This is a genomic window from Oceanospirillum beijerinckii DSM 7166 (genome assembly GCF_000422425.1).
Classification (GTDB): Bacteria; Pseudomonadota; Gammaproteobacteria; order Pseudomonadales; family Halomonadaceae; genus Oceanospirillum; species Oceanospirillum beijerinckii.
The window spans coordinates 177,193-192,477 of sequence record NZ_AULT01000006.1; the positions used below are offsets into that span (position 1 = coordinate 177,193).

Below are 15,285 nucleotides of genomic sequence, written 5' to 3' on the forward strand. Positions count from 1 at the left end.
GTATTGATTAAAAGCGTGGACCTATGAACCCCAATTATCTGGACTTTGAACAGCCAATTGCTGAGCTAGAAGCAAAAATTAATGAACTGCGTCTGGTTGGTGACGATAATCAGCTGAACATTACAGAAGAGATCACCCGTCTGCAGGATAAAAGTATCAAGCTGATGGAAGATATCTTCGCCAAACTGACTCCGGCTCAGGTGGTTCAGCTGTCCCGTCATCCTCTGCGTCCTTATACTCTGGATTATATCGGACACATTTTTACTGATTTTGATGAGCTGCACGGTGATCGTAACTTTGCGGATGATCCGGCAATTGTGGGTGGTATTGCACGCCTGGATGATAAGCCGGTAATGGTGATTGGTCACCAAAAAGGCCGCGATGTAAAAGAGAAGGTACGTCGCAACTTCGGTATGCCACGCCCGGAAGGTTACCGTAAGGCCTGTCGTCTGATGGAGATGGCCGAGCGTTTTAAAATGCCAATCCTAACCTTTATCGATACGCCAGGGGCCTACCCGGGGATCGATGCGGAAGAGCGTGGTCAGAGTGAAGCGATCGCTTACAACCTGGCGGTGATGTCTCGTCTGAAAACACCAATTATCTCTACCGTTATTGGTGAAGGTGGTTCCGGTGGTGCACTGGCAATCGGCGTATGTGACGAGCTGATTATGCTGGAAAACTCCATCTACTCGGTAATCTCTCCTGAAGGCTGTGCGTCTATTCTGTGGAAGAGTGCTGAGCGTGCGGCAGATGCCGCAGAAGCGATGGGTGTAACCGCAGGTCGTCTGCATGAGCTGGGGCTGGTTGACCGTCTGATCAGCGAGCCTCTGGGGGGCGCGCACCGTAACCCGGAAAGCGTAGCTGCAGCGATGAAAAACAACCTGCTGGAAACTCTGGATCGTCTGTCTGGTCTGGACGGAGATCAGCTGGTTGAGCGTCGTTACGAGCGTCTGATGTCTTACTACGCCGGTAACGAAGCGCTGGGGAACAGCTAATTCGTTATTGTGGGTTCTAGCTCCGAAATTCAAGAGCTAGCCAGCTCAGTGCGTATAGAGATCAATAACCCTGAGGGCTTAAGCTTTCGGGGTTATTTTTTATCTGCCGTTCAATAGATACATTTACGAATACAAAGTTTACGCACAGAGGCATGTAGGTCGGAAAAGCCAGAGGCGCCTTCCGACAGCTTGTTTCGTTTGGATTCGATGTCGGATGGCGCTTCGCTTATCCAACCTACTTGAGTTTGACTGTTTTATTGAGAAAGCAGCTTATTTGGATATAACAATGTCTTCCTCTCTTGATACCCATCTTATGCTGGCACCATTACCTCAACACCATCAGCTTTGGCTGGCGCTGAGTGGTGGCTTGGATTCTGTAGTGTTATTGGATCTGGTGGTGCGTTATTGCCAAAGTCACTATCAAGCTTTGGGAGAGACTCAGCGGCAGAGGCAAGCACAGTCGCAAGCATCCGGTTCTAGCTCAAACTTAAAAGTGCCTGCTCTCAAGGTGATCCATATCCATCATGGTCTAAGTCCGAATGCGGATCAGTGGGCGCTGCATTGCCAGCAGCTCTGTCAGGATTATCAACAACGCTTTGATATCGAGATTGAGTGCCAGGTTCATAGGGTTCTGCTGGATAAAAGCGGTAATATTGAAGCTCAGGCTCGTCAGGCCCGCTATCAGGTCTTTAGCGATGCTCTGCAACAGGATGATCTGATACTGATGGCCCATCACAGTGATGATCAGGCGGAAACTTTGTTGCTGCGTTTGATGCGTGGTGCCGGTAGTCAGGGTTTGGCGGGGATGCCTCAGCAAAGACCTTTGGGTAAAGGTCAGCTATTACGTCCCTTATTGAACTACAGCCGTCAGCAGCTGGAAGTATATGCCAATCAGCAGCAGTTAAGATGGGTAGAGGATGAATCCAATGCCAGCCTGGAATTTGAGCGCAATTATTTGCGTCACCAAGTGATGCCGCTGTTAAAGCAACGCTGGCCTTCGACTAATCGAGCGCTGAGTCGTGTCGGGCAGAATCTATCGGACTCAGCAGAACTCAACCGTGATCTGGCCGAGCTTGACTTAGAAAAGGTTCGCCAGGGTGATAATAGCTTGTGCTGTCAGGCTTTGACTGAACTGACCCAGATACGGCAGACCAATCTGCTACGCCATTGGTTACAGCAAGGTGGTATGCCTGAGCTGGAGCAGAAACAGTGGCAAATTGTCTTTGTTGAGGTTATCGCAGCCCGTGAAGACGCGGAGCCCTGTTTTGACTGGGGAGGCTATCAACTCCGACGTTTTCGTAATCGGCTTTATCTATTAAAGCCCTGTAAAGATGATTTATCTCAGGCTCAAACATCTAAGATCTTTAATAACCCGCCAACTTATCATTTGGCTGATCTGCCATTAGGGGCTGAAAAACTACGCTTGATTCTACCCGGTGGAGAGTTTGTACTTTGCTCCATGAAATACCAGCCCGATCAGGAAACCGGTTCAGCTTGTAAGAAACCGGTACTATTGTCCTTGCCAAACGAGGGCTATCTGGAACTGCGCTATCGTCAGGGCGGTGAAAAAATTTGTTTGCTCAAGCGTGGCACCAAGGTATTAAAAAAATTGCTGCAGGAGGCGGATATTCCTCCCTGGCAAAGACAGCATTTGCCGCTGTTATGGTGGTGTAATCCGGCGGGAAAAGAGCGTCTGATTGCTGTCGCAGATCTATGGTTTGAGCAGGACTTTATCTCGTCAGATGGCGCTCAGGGCTGGCGGCTTAACTGGCAGCCGGATTAATCCTTTGATGCCTGAAGCCGGGTGTAACGTTTAATGTTCCGTATTCTTTAGAATATTCCACTTTTCTGCTGGAAAAGTGTGTGCTTGAATTGAGCTGCAGTGAGCCTTCTGGTATCCTGCACTCCCATCTGGTAATACCCCCCTTCTTTTATTTTTTACAGCATAACGTTAACAGGTTCTCCATGACGCGATATATCTTCGTCACAGGCGGTGTTGTTTCTTCCTTAGGTAAAGGCATCGCCTCTGCATCTCTGGCCGCTATTCTTGAAGCTCGTGGCCTGAAGGTCACCATGCTGAAACTGGATCCGTATATCAACGTTGATCCAGGCACTATGAGCCCATTCCAGCACGGTGAAGTATTTGTGACGGAAGATGGCGCTGAAACTGACCTGGATCTGGGTCACTACGAGCGTTTTATCCGTACCAAGATGACTCAACGTAACAACTTCACCACAGGTCGTGTTTACGAACACGTACTGCGTAAAGAGCGCCGTGGTGATTATCTGGGTGGTACTGTTCAGGTTATTCCACATATCACTGATGAGATCAAAACCCGCGTCATAGCCGGTGCTGAAGGCTACGACGTTGCTCTGGTTGAGATCGGTGGTACTGTAGGTGATATCGAATCCCAACCATTCCTGGAAGCTGTACGTCAGCTGAAAGTTGAAGTGGGTTCTGACCGCGCCATGTTTATGCACCTGACGCTGGTGCCTTACATCAAGACGGCGGGTGAGACTAAAACCAAGCCGACTCAGCACTCTGTTAAAGAGCTGCGCTCTATCGGTATTCAGCCTGATATTCTGGTGTGTCGCTCCGAAGTGACCATTGAAGCCAGTGAGCGTCGTAAGATCTCTCTGTTTACCAACGTAGACGAGAAAGCGGTTATCTCTTTGGAAGATGCAGATACCATCTACCGTATTCCTGGCATGCTGCATGAGCAAAATCTGGATGAGATCGTTGTGAAGCGTTTCGGTCTGGATTGCAAACCTGCAGATCTGTCTGAGTGGGTTGCGGTAGCCGATGCTAAACTGAATCCGCTGAAGAGCATCAACATCGCCATGGTCGGTAAATACATGGAACTGTTGGATGCCTATAAGTCTCTGATCGAGGCGATTGATCATGCCGGTATTCAAAACCGTACCAAGGTAAATATCGAATATATCGATTCTGAAGAGATCGAGCGTAACGGCACCGAGCGTCTGAAAGATAAGGACGCCATTCTGGTTCCCGGTGGTTTTGGTGAGCGTGGTGTTGAAGGCAAGATCGCAACCGCTCAGTTTGCCCGTGAAAACAATATTCCTTACCTGGGTATCTGTCTGGGTATGCAGGTTGCGGTGATTGAATACGCGCGTAATGTTGCGGGTATGGTTGATGCACACTCGACCGAATTCACTCACGATACCACTCACCCGGTTATCGGCCTGATTACCGAATGGGTGAATGCCGAAGGCAAGATCGAGCTGCGTGATAAGAGCTCTGACCTGGGCGGCACCATGCGTCTGGGCGGTCAGGACTGTAAACTGAAACGTGGCTCTAAAGCCCGTGAAGTATACGGTAAAGATGTGATCGTTGAGCGTCACCGCCACCGCTTCGAGGTGAACGATCAGTTTGTGAAGGATCTGGAAAAAGCAGGTCTGATCTTCTCTGGTCGTTCCGCTGATAACTCTCTGGTAGAAATGGTTGAGCTGAAAGACCACCCTTGGTTTATCGCCTGCCAGTTCCACCCTGAATTTACTTCGACCCCTCGTGACGGCCACCCGCTGTTCTCAGGTTTTGTTCAGGCTGGTCTGGCACAAAAAGCAGCTAAGTCTGAAGCCTGATAGGCTCGAAGTTATACCAATAATGGCCCGGTTATCCGGGCCATTGTGTCTGTAGTTATAAGTAGTCGTAAATTGTGTCTCTATTGTTATCAATAGAAGCGCTACTGTCATAACCTTCAGGCTCAACCGCCCGATAAAAGTCTTATGACAGCCATCATTGAATAGCCTGCCGATCAAAAAAGGCAGGCGTATGCAGGACAGTAGGAATATGCAGGATAAAGTGATTGAGGTTGCCGGCCGTAAACTGGGCAACTCACTGCCTTTCGTATTATTGGGTGGTATGAATGTACTGGAATCCCGTGATCTGGCGATGGAAATCGCTGAGCATTATGTGGAAGTCACCTCCCGCCTGAATATCCCTTACGTATTTAAAGCGTCTTTTGATAAAGCCAATCGCTCTTCTATCCACTCCTTCCGTGGCCCAGGCCTGGAAGAGGGCCTGAAGATTCTGGCGGAAGTGAAAGAGCAATTTAATGTGCCTGTGATCACCGATCTGCATGAGCCATACCAAGCTCAACCTGTTTCTGAAGTGGCGGATATTATCCAGCTACCGGCATTTCTGGCGCGTCAAACCGATCTGGTGCAGGCGATGGCTCAGACCGGTGCGGTCATTAATATCAAGAAACCTCAGTTCACCAGCCCGGCTCAGATGGGCAATATGGTCGAGAAATTTGCCGAGTGTGGTAACGAGCAGGTGATGGTGTGTGAGCGCGGCAGCTGCTTTGGTTATGACAACCTGGTGGTGGATATGCTGGGCTTTGAGGTGATGAAAAAAGCTTGTAACGGTGCCCCGGTGATTTTTGATGTTACCCATGCGCTGCAATGCCGTGATCCTATGGGCGCAGCGTCCGGTGGCCGTCGTAGTCAGGTGGCTCAACTGGGTCGTGCCGGTATGACTCAGCGTTTGGCCGGTCTGTTCCTGGAAGCTCATCCAAACCCTGATCAAGCCAAGTGCGATGGCCCTTCAGCCCTGCCACTGGCGATGCTGGAGCCTTTCCTGCAGCAGATGAAAGCGGTTGACGATGTAGTGAAAAGTTTTGCTGAGCTGGATATTGCTTAATTGACGAATGAATAGATCCGTCAATTTATCCGATATCTGCTAGAATAGCGCTCCCGCCAGCGAGCATCAGCCAGAAATGACCCGATACCAACCTGAGGGGGGCGGTATTTGAGAGATCAGCGCTGAGCCCTGGCGAGAGCTGACAAGATTACACTGTAACTGAAAGACGGCTGTGTGCAGCCTAACCTTCTGGAGTAAAACCCAAATGACAGCAATTGTTGATATCAAGGCACTTGAAGTACTTGATTCCCGTGGTAACCCAACCGTTCAAGCAGAAGTTATTCTGGAATCCGGTGTTCGTGCCAGCGCATGTGCGCCTTCCGGTGCATCTACAGGTTCCCGTGAAGCACTGGAACTGCGTGACGGTGACAAAGGTCGTTACCTGGGTAAAGGTGTCCTGAAAGCAGTTGAAGCGGTTAACACTTCTATCCGTGCTGCTCTGGTAGGTATGGATGCAGCAGACCAGCGTGCTCTGGATAACAAGATGCTGGAACTGGACGGTACTGAAAACAAAGCAAACCTGGGTGCTAACGCGATCCTGGCGGTATCTCTGGCTGCAGCTAAAGCGGCGGCGGCGGATAAAGGCCTGCCTCTGTACGCACACATCGCTGAAATCAACGGTACTGCGGGTCAGTTCTCTATGCCTGTGCCTATGATGAACATCATCAACGGTGGTGAGCACGCAGATAACAACGTTGATATCCAGGAGTTTATGGTTCAGCCAGTAAACTTTACTTCTTTCGCTGAAGCGCTGCGTTGTGGCGCAGAGATCTTTCACGCACTGAAAGCGGTACTGAAAGGCAAAGGCCTGAACACGGCTGTGGGTGACGAAGGTGGTTTCGCGCCTAACCTGGCGTCTAACGAAGAAGCCCTGGTTGTAATCAAAGAAGCGGTAGAAAAAGCGGGTTACGAGCTGGGTAAAGACGTGACTCTGGCACTGGACTGTGCGTCTTCCGAGTTCTACAAAGATGGCAAATATGATCTGGCGGGTGAAGGTCAGGTGTTTGATGCAGAAGGCTTTGGTGATTACCTGGCTAAGCTGACTGAAACTTACCCTATCGTATCGATCGAAGACGGTATGGATGAATCCGATTGGGACGGCTGGGCAAGCCTGACTAAGAAGATTGGTGACAAGGTTCAGCTGGTTGGTGATGACCTGTTCGTAACCAACACCAAGATCCTGTCTCGTGGTATCGAAGAGAGCATCGGTAACTCTATCCTGATCAAATTCAACCAGATCGGTTCTCTGTCCGAAACTCTGGACGCGATCAAGATGGCGAAAGACGCGGGCTTCACTGCTGTGATCTCTCACCGCTCCGGTGAAACTGAAGACACTACGATTGCTGATCTGGCAGTAGGTACTGCTGCAGGTCAGATCAAGACCGGTTCTCTGTGCCGCTCTGACCGTGTTGCTAAGTACAACCGCCTGCTGGAAATCGCAGCAGAGCTGGGTGACAAAGCCGTTTACAACGGTCTGAAAGAGATCAAAGGTCAGGCGTAAGATTAAAATCCAGGTGATTTAATCGCGCAAAGATCGTAAAAGGGGAGCTACTTAGCTCCCCTTTTTTGTTAGACTCCCATCATTTTGCGGCTTGGGCTAAACAGGGCACACGATGTTTCGTTTTCTAAATCTCGTTTTGGTGTTGATCATTACTCTGTTACAGATCCGTCTCTGGACCGGAGAGGGCAGCCTGCCCGAGAACTGGCAGCTGGAAAGCCAGATTAAACAGCAAAAAGAGGTCACCGAAGAGTTGGCGGCCCGTAATGCTCTACTGGCCGCAGAGGTAAAAGATCTTCGCAGCGGTCTGGATACGATCGAAGAGCGTGCCCGTTATGAACTGGGTATGGTACGCAAAAATGAAACCTTCTTTCTGCTGATCGATCCGAATAAGCCGAATCCAACCTCTGGTGGAGCGACCTCTATCCACTCCGGATCTGTGCCGGGTAACACTCAGACCGTTCAATAAATCAAATCACTTCTGTTTTCTATTATCACAGTATGTTAGCACTGCATCTCAGGTAAACGCGCGTCATGAATAAAATCTGGTTATTAGTGCCTGCCGCCGGTGTGGGTTCTCGCATGCAGGCTGATCGTCCGAAGCAATATCTTTCTCTGTTAGGTCAGCCGATTATTCAGCATACGCTAGAGCGTTTGCAGCAGGCTTTGCCTCAGGCAAAAATTGTTTTGTGCTTAAACCCTGATGATCCCTATTGGCCCGAGTATTGTGATCAGATTTCAGGTCATCAGGCATTTATTTTTGCAGAGGGCGGCAAAGAACGCTGTGATACGGTGTTAAACGGTTTAGCGGCCATTGCTGAGCAGGCAGACGATAATGACTGGGTACTGGTGCATGATGTGGCCCGTCCCTGTGTTCGGGCTGAAGATATCCAAAAGTTGGTCAGTGAGCTGAGTGATGATGACGTGGGCGGTATTTTAGCCCTGCCGGTTGCGGATACCATGAAACGGGCGCAGCCTACATCTGATGATAGTAATCTAAGCCGGATTTCTGAGACGGTGGATCGTAATCGTCTGTGGCATGCGTTAACGCCTCAGATGTTCCGTTACGTTTTATTGCGCCAGAGCTTAAATCAGGCTCTGGAACAAGGTGCAGTGGTTACCGATGAGGCCTCGGCTATTGAATGGGCGGGGTATCAACCGGCACTGGTCGCTGGGCAACGAGATAATATTAAAGTCACTCACCCTGATGATCTTTATTTTGCTGAGCTGTTTTTAACCGCTCAGGGTATTTATACAAGCTAACGTTTCGAACGATCCCGATATAGGAAAAAAGAATGCGAATTGGCCACGGTTTTGACGTGCATAAATTTGGCCCCGGCGATCACATCGTTATTGGTGGGGTGACTATCCCTTATGAGCAGGGACTGGTGGCTCATTCCGACGGCGATGTGCTGATCCATGCTCTGTGTGATGCTCTATTAGGTGCGGCAGGTCTGGGAGATATTGGTAAACATTTCCCGGATACTGATCCTGAATACGCCGGTGCCGATAGTCGGGCTCTGCTGCGTCATGTGGTCAACCTGTTGAGTCAACAGGGTTGGCAGGTAGCTAATATCGACAGCACCATTGTGGCTCAAGCGCCTAAGATGGCACCCCATATTGACCAGATGCGTGATCTGCTGGCGCAGGATCTCCGGGTTGAAGTCGGCGCGGTTAATGTGAAAGCCACCACAACAGAAAAGCTGGGCTATACCGGACGTAAAGAAGGTATCGCAGCCCATGCGGTGGCTTTATTGCTAGCAAAGAGTTAATCAGGATGATTAGCAAAGTGCTAAAGCGTGCGATCTGTTACCTCTAAGCTAGTGATTACTTGAAGCCAAGACTTTATATACTTTTACCCCAAACCATTTTGGAAAATTGAATGAACCACACTGATATTGATCAAGTTTGCCCGCTTTCTCTGGATTTTCCTTATGCCTGGGGTGGCCCCCTGGCTGAAGCGGGTCTGCGCACCGAACCTGAAGATTTTCTGGTTGAGGAGTTGATGGGGTTTGAGCCGGAAGGTGAAGGCGAACACCACTTTTTATGGGTGCGTAAACGCGGCAATAATACGGATTGGGTCGCACGTCAGTTGGCACGTTTTGCCAATGTCAGTTACTCTGCCGTGTCCTACTCGGGTCTAAAAGACCGTCATGCGGTGACGTTGCAGTGGTTCAGTGTCCATATTCCGGGTTTGGATTCTCCTGATTGGAATAGCTTCTGTGTTGAAGGTGTGGAGATCCTGAAGGCCGTACGCCATCGCAAAAAGTTAAAGCGTGGTGTTCATCGTGCCAATAAATTCACCATTCGCCTGCGTAACTATCAGGCCGATCATGCCGAAGCCGAGCAGCGCCTGGAGAAAATAGCCACTCAAGGTGTGCCAAACTATTTTGGTGAACAGCGTTTTGGCCGTAATGGTAATAACCTGACCAAAGCAGTTGCCCGGGTTGAAGCGGGTCAAAGTCTGAAACTCAGTAAACGGGATAAAGACAATAAAGCGATGCTGCTCTCTTCGCTACGCAGCTGGGTGTTTAATCAGGTGTTGGCAGAGCGTGTGCATCAGGGCAGTTGGCAGCAGTGGTTAAGTGGTGATATAGCGACCTTTTCCGGTAGTCGCAGCCAGTTTGCCATTGAGCTGGAGGATGAAGATATTCACAGCCGTTTAGCTGAAGGTGTGATTCATCCGACCGGCCCTATGTGGGGTGACGGTGACTATCCTCTGTCCGGTGATGTGGCGGAGCTGGAGCAAAAGGTTACAGCAGAATTCCCACAAGTGATTACTGGTATCGCCAGTGCTGGTCTACGCCATGAGCGCCGGGCCCTGCGATTGATCCCGCAAAACCTGAATTGGGATTGGCAGGATAATGATCTGGTGGTGTCTTTTGCATTACCGGTGGGCACCTTTGCCACCTCTATTCTACGTGAACTGGCCAACTGGCAGTCACCGACATCCGATATGATCGAATAAAAATCCGTAGCAATCTCTGTAGCAAAAATGGTAGCTACAGGGCCAGGCTCTCTCTGGAAAGCCGATACAGAGCGTAGTCGATAACAGGAAAAATGATGAAACTTCTATTATCTAACGATGATGGCGTCCGTGCCGAAGGCCTTAAGGTACTGGCGGAGCGTTTAAGACAGGTAGCAGATAAGGTAACGGTCGTTGCTCCAGACCGGGATTGCAGTGGTGCCAGCAACTCATTAACTCTGAAACGTCCTTTGTGCCCTGAAACGATGGACAATGGTTTTATCAGTATCGATGGTACGCCGACCGACTGTGTCTATATGGGATTATCTTCTCTGTTTAACGCTGAAGCTGAGCTGGTGATCTCTGGTATCAACCATGGTGCTAATCTGGGTGATGATGTGCTCTATTCGGGTACAGTCGCTGCAGCAACTGAAGGACGCTTCTTGGGTGTGCCTTCAATTGCTGTATCTTTGGTGGGTAAGCAGCACTTTGCTTCTGCGGCAGAATTTATCGCTCGTTTGATACCGGCCTTTAAACAATTGTCACTACCGCCAGGCAGTATTATCAATATCAATGTACCTGATCTGCCCTATGACGAAATCAAGGGCATTCGCCTGACCCGTTTGGGACACCGGCATCAGGCTGGAGAACCTGTGGCAACGATTGACCCCAGAGGGAAGCAGCGTTATTGGATTCCCCGGGTGGGGCCCACAAAAGATGCCGGTCCTGATACCGATTTCCATGCGGTTGAGCAGGGCTATATCAGTATTACCCCTTTGCATGTGGATATGACCCAGCACTCTGCGTTAGCCGATTTACAGGTATGGCTTGCAGGCTTGGAGGGGCTACTGGAGTCGGACCGTGACTGAGCGTTGGAATTTGCAGGGGATCGGCATGACCTCTCAACGGACCCGGACCCGCATGGTGCAGCGCTTGAGAGATCAAGGGATTCGAAATGAGGAGTTACTTGAAAAGATGGCTGCTCTGCCTCGGCATATCTTTGTTGATGATGCGCTGGCGCATCGGGTTTATGACGACATTGCTTTACCGATCGGCTTTAGTCAGACCATCTCTCAGCCCATGATGGCGGCGATGATGACGGAGCGCTTGCTTGCACTGCCTGAGCGGCCCAAAAAAGTATTGGAGATAGGGACTGGTTCGGGCTATCAAACGGCACTGTTAGCCCAGTTATTTGATCAGGTCTTTACGATTGAGCGCATAGGCTCCTTTCAGCTACGGGTGCGCGAGCGCTTTGATGCTTTGAAGCTGGGTAATATTCAGTTGCATCATGGTGATGGCTTTCTGGGCTGGCCGGAACAGGCTCCCTTTGATGCGATTCTGGTCACTGCGGCTCCGGTGACAGTTCCCAGGGCTTTAATTGAACAACTTAAGCCTGACGGCTGTCTGATATTGCCTGTAGGTGAAGAGGGCAAACAGCAATTGCTGCAGGTGAAGAATACAGTTCAAGGCCTGCAAACTGAAGTATTGGCTGATGTACGTTTTGTGCCCTTATTGGAAGGAAAAGTCTGACTATGAAGAGCCAGAAACATCTGGAAATTTTTTTAAAAGGTATGGCCATGGGAGCGGCAGACGCGGTTCCGGGTGTTTCCGGTGGTACCGTCGCTTTTATTACAGGTATCTATGAACGTCTTTTGGGGGCTATTCGCAGTATCAATCCCACTTTGTTTGGGCTGTGGCGTCAGCAGGGTATAAAAGTGGTTTGGCAAAAAATTGATGCGGGTTTTCTGCTCACCTTGCTAAGCGGTATCCTCAGCAGCTTACTGTTGCTGGCTCACCTGATCAGCTATTTGCTGGAGTATCATCCAATCCTGTTATCTGCTTTTTTCTTTGGCTTGATTAGTGCGTCAGTATTGGTCATCTATCGGCAGATTGAAGGGCGTACTCTAGCGACTTCATTTGGCTTATTGCTGGGTATGATTCTGATGAGTGTGATTAATCAGGTTGTCCCAAGTTTAAGTATTGAGAGCCCAATGCAGGTGTTTATCGCTGGAGCCATTGCTATCTGTGCCATGATTCTACCCGGAGTGTCCGGTAGCTTTTTGCTGCTGGTGATGGGAATTTATGGGGGCGTTATTCAGGCGGTAAAAGGACTGGAGTTGATTACGCTCTCTTGGTTTGCTCTGGGTTGTGGTGCAGGCCTGTTAAGCTTCTCTCATGTACTGGGTTGGTTGTTCAGTCGCTTTCGCTCCATGACTTTGGCAGTTTTGACCGGTGTATTAGTCGGCTCCTTACAGCAGATCTGGCCTTGGAAGCAGCTGGTAGCTTACAAGCTGGACAGTCATGGTAAGTCAGTGCCTATCAGTCAGGAGAATTTACTGCCTTCAGAGTATGAGGTGATGACAGGTGTCGATCCCCAGTTAGTGCCTGTTGTCGTACTTGCTGTTATGGGGTTTTTACTGGTGGTCTTTTTTGACTCTCAGGGTAAAAATAAAAATTAATCAAAAGATTTATTTTTATTTCAATCTATCTCTATGATTACTAAGGCTGTTTTTTCATTTTGTGCTAAGCAGCCTTCTTTCTTGAATACTTTTCAATTATGTCTTTCTAATGAATTTTTAAAAAAAAGGTTGCACTTGGCCATACCAAAGTTGTGGCTTGTTAGTACGGAAGACGTACCGGTCACGGATTAGCGGCTTACGTGTTGTGAAGTGTCTATAACAATCCTTTGATAAAAACATAATAAAATCAATTGATTGGGGCTTTCTTCGCAAAAGACCTAGATGTAAATGTGTATGCGGAATAACTTAGAAATGAATCACAAACCAGTAAGGCCAATACCTTGGTCGTTGTGATCTGAAGCACTACATGGGATGTAAGCGTTCACAACACCCCAACGCAAGGCCTGTATTAATAAAAATAATGAGCTCTATGTTATGCACAAAACATGTGAGCGCAGGACAATGGGAATGCTGTTATGACGACTTTACAACGCGAGTATGATAATGACTTTGATGTTGATTTCAACGATACCCCTGAAAGCAACTCAGTTTCCGAAACCGATAGCGTAGACTCTGATTTTGAGCGTGCTCTGGCCCGTGAAGATAAATCAGAAAAAAGTTTGGATGCCACTCAACTGTATCTGAATGAGATCGGTTTTTCCCCTCTATTGAGCCCCGAAGAAGAAGTTTACTATGGCCGTTTAGCCCGTAAGGGTGATGAAGCGGGCCGTCGACGTATGATTGAAAGTAACCTTCGTCTGGTGGTTAAAATTTCCCGCCGCTATCTGAATCGTGGTTTAACCCTGCTGGACCTTATTGAAGAAGGTAATCTGGGCTTAATTCGCGCGGTAGAGAAGTTTGATCCTGAGCGTGGCTTTCGTTTCTCAACTTATGCCACTTGGTGGATCCGTCAGACGATTGAACGGGCTTTGATGAATCAGACGCGTACTATACGCCTGCCTATTCATGTAGTGAAAGAGCTGAATGTCTATCTGCGTGCGGCTCGTGAGCTGACTCAGAAGCTGGATCATGAAGCTACACCGGAGGAGATTGCCGAGGCACTGGATCGTCCGGTTGAAACCGTCGAAAAGATGTTAGGTTTGAATGAGCGTGTGACCTCCATGGATTATCCCGTGGGTGGCGATATGGATAAGCCTCTGATTGATACTATCGCTGATGCAGAAGAGATGGATCCGGCACAAACGCTGCAGAAAAATGATTTTAGTGCCCATATTGATTTATGGCTGGAGGAGCTGACCGAGAAGCAATCTGAAGTAGTCGTTCGTCGCTTTGGTTTGCACGGTTACGAGCCTTCTACTCTGGAGCAAGTGGGCGAAGAGATTGGTCTGACCCGAGAGCGTGTACGCCAAATTCAGGTTGAGGCGCTACGTCGCCTGCGCCGCATTATGGAGAAGCAGGGGCTGTCTATGGAGTCGATCTTTGATGAATAGTGCTCTGCATAAGCATTTCTCATAGCAACTAAGCCTGGATATATAAGCTTGGATATAAAGTTCAGGTTTGAATAACCATACCGCTAGAATGCAAGCCGATTTGCTAATTTCACAGACACAGAAAAAGCCGCATATGAGAATATGCGGCTTTTTTTATTATTTTTTTCAGAATTTTTAACAAGTTAGAGCAAATAGTCTCTTTAGTTTGAAAGAAGAGGTGTCGTAAATGGCTGCATGGTTTGTAGGATATATCTTACAAAGGTATAGGATATATAGCTTATATCTAGCAAGCAATTGGGCGTTAAAAGCGAAGACGTTGGAAAAAAACCATATATATCATAATGTTAAAAAATTGGTTCTGATGAGGCTTTTCCTTATAACCAGTTGAGTGACTTTTTTCTTGTCAGGGATTTGCTAAAGTTAAGTTGTGGTTAGGGACAAGCCATACAGCAATCAAACAAGGATAAGCATGGATTGAGCAGTTTGGTTGTAGGGACGCGTTAGGAACGCACAGACAAGGTGTCTGACAGGAGTTTAGGAGCTTACTGGATGGATCCGGTAATTCAGAGGGAAGTGTAACAGGAAGTTCATAGGGAGCCTATAGGATTTGGGCATAACAGGACGTAATGCTGAACAGGGAGTTTGGCGGACAGGATGTCAAAGGATTTGGAGAGGATGAAGTGGCAGACAGGAAAGGCATGAAGCCAGAGTCAGGATAAGCCACAAGGATGACTTAGGATTGAGTCGGTAGTCGAAGGATATGACAGCAAGAGGGACTAAGGGCGGCCAGGCCGCCCTTCTCTTTTTCCAGCGAAAAATCTCTACAGTAGATTTACCCACCGCAAATTTTCACCGCACTTTCCATTATTTTAATTTTCAGTCTTATCGTAGATACGCCTTAAGCAATACTTATACTAGGTCTGATAAGTTGTTGTAGATACCATCTCTCCAAATCACCTTCAACAGCTCTTTTAGGCTGATTGAGGGTGATATTCGCTTTGATGCTTTACAACACCAAAACAAATTTGAACAAGCTTGCGCATACCTGCGCACAGGGCCTGCATTTTACTTTTACCCTTCTCTACTAAACGCTTAAATTGATGTCGAATATCTGGGTTATGTTGTAAACAACTGACTGCTGCCATATAGAGCTTTGCTCTTATTTTGGCTGGCCCCTGCTTACTTAAACGGCTTCTTCCTTTCCATTGCCCTGATTGCTGGATACGAGGCACTAAACCCAAATAGGCCGCTACT

General features: G+C 48.5%; 14 protein-coding genes. 13 read left to right on the plus strand and 1 reads right to left on the minus strand.

The window, feature by feature from the left end; all coding sequences use genetic code 11:
• Positions 1 to 23 precede the first annotated feature (23 nt).
• The 13 genes from H579_RS0101570 (at position 24) to rpoS (ending at position 14,031) form a co-directional block, all read left to right on the plus strand.
• Positions 24 to 995, plus strand: a complete 972-nt coding sequence (locus H579_RS0101570; RefSeq protein ID WP_028299205.1) for an acetyl-CoA carboxylase carboxyltransferase subunit alpha — start codon at positions 24 to 26, stop codon at positions 993 to 995.
• A 286-nt stretch (positions 996 to 1,281) separates the two neighbouring features.
• Positions 1,282 to 2,778, plus strand: a complete 1,497-nt coding sequence (gene tilS, locus H579_RS23815; protein ID WP_169449685.1) for a tRNA lysidine(34) synthetase TilS — start codon at positions 1,282 to 1,284, stop codon at positions 2,776 to 2,778.
• A gap of 182 nt (positions 2,779 to 2,960) precedes the next feature.
• Complete coding sequence (locus H579_RS0101580) at positions 2,961 to 4,598, plus strand: CTP synthase (RefSeq protein ID WP_028299206.1); 1,638 nt, start codon at positions 2,961 to 2,963, stop codon at positions 4,596 to 4,598.
• A 208-nt stretch (positions 4,599 to 4,806) separates the two neighbouring features.
• Positions 4,807 to 5,658, plus strand: coding sequence for a 3-deoxy-8-phosphooctulonate synthase (gene kdsA / locus H579_RS0101585; RefSeq protein ID WP_028299207.1), 852 nt, complete (start codon positions 4,807 to 4,809; stop codon positions 5,656 to 5,658).
• Between the two features lie 205 nt (positions 5,659 to 5,863).
• Positions 5,864 to 7,159: a phosphopyruvate hydratase gene (gene eno, locus H579_RS0101590; RefSeq protein ID WP_028299208.1), complete on the plus strand. Its 1,296-nt coding sequence runs from the start codon at positions 5,864 to 5,866 to the stop codon at positions 7,157 to 7,159.
• Positions 7,160 to 7,271: 112 nt separating this feature from the next.
• The gene (gene ftsB, locus H579_RS23820; RefSeq protein WP_084623793.1) at positions 7,272 to 7,625 is read left to right on the plus strand and encodes a cell division protein FtsB; all 354 of its coding nucleotides are present in this window, start codon (positions 7,272 to 7,274) and stop codon (positions 7,623 to 7,625) included.
• Between the two features lie 65 nt (positions 7,626 to 7,690).
• Entirely contained in the window at positions 7,691 to 8,419 is a 729-nt protein-coding gene (gene ispD / locus H579_RS0101600) for a 2-C-methyl-D-erythritol 4-phosphate cytidylyltransferase (RefSeq protein WP_028299209.1), read from the plus strand.
• A gap of 32 nt (positions 8,420 to 8,451) precedes the next feature.
• Positions 8,452 to 8,928, plus strand: a complete 477-nt coding sequence (gene ispF / locus H579_RS0101605) for a 2-C-methyl-D-erythritol 2,4-cyclodiphosphate synthase (RefSeq protein ID WP_028299210.1) — start codon at positions 8,452 to 8,454, stop codon at positions 8,926 to 8,928.
• Between the two features lie 110 nt (positions 8,929 to 9,038).
• Positions 9,039 to 10,124, plus strand: coding sequence for a tRNA pseudouridine(13) synthase TruD (truD, locus tag H579_RS23825; protein ID WP_051227208.1), 1,086 nt, complete (start codon positions 9,039 to 9,041; stop codon positions 10,122 to 10,124).
• Positions 10,125 to 10,216: 92 nt separating this feature from the next.
• Positions 10,217 to 10,990 (plus strand): 5'/3'-nucleotidase SurE, encoded by a 774-nt coding sequence (gene surE / locus H579_RS23830; protein ID WP_051227209.1) that lies wholly within the window; start codon positions 10,217 to 10,219, stop codon positions 10,988 to 10,990.
• On the plus strand, positions 10,983 to 11,651 hold the full coding sequence (locus tag H579_RS0101620; RefSeq protein WP_028299211.1) for a protein-L-isoaspartate(D-aspartate) O-methyltransferase: 669 nt from the start codon (positions 10,983 to 10,985) through the stop codon (positions 11,649 to 11,651). Before surE ends, H579_RS0101620 begins: the two co-directional genes overlap by 8 nt.
• 2 nt (positions 11,652 to 11,653) lie before the next feature.
• Positions 11,654 to 12,580, plus strand: coding sequence for a DUF368 domain-containing protein (locus H579_RS0101625; protein ID WP_028299212.1), 927 nt, complete (start codon positions 11,654 to 11,656; stop codon positions 12,578 to 12,580).
• A gap of 476 nt (positions 12,581 to 13,056) precedes the next feature.
• Positions 13,057 to 14,031, plus strand: a complete 975-nt coding sequence (rpoS, locus tag H579_RS0101630; RefSeq protein ID WP_028299213.1) for an RNA polymerase sigma factor RpoS — start codon at positions 13,057 to 13,059, stop codon at positions 14,029 to 14,031.
• Positions 14,032 to 15,002: 971 nt separating this feature from the next.
• Here the strand turns inward: rpoS and H579_RS0101645 are convergent.
• On the minus strand, positions 15,003 to 15,285 hold a 283-nt coding region (locus tag H579_RS0101645), incomplete at its 5' end, for an IS110 family transposase (protein ID WP_028299214.1).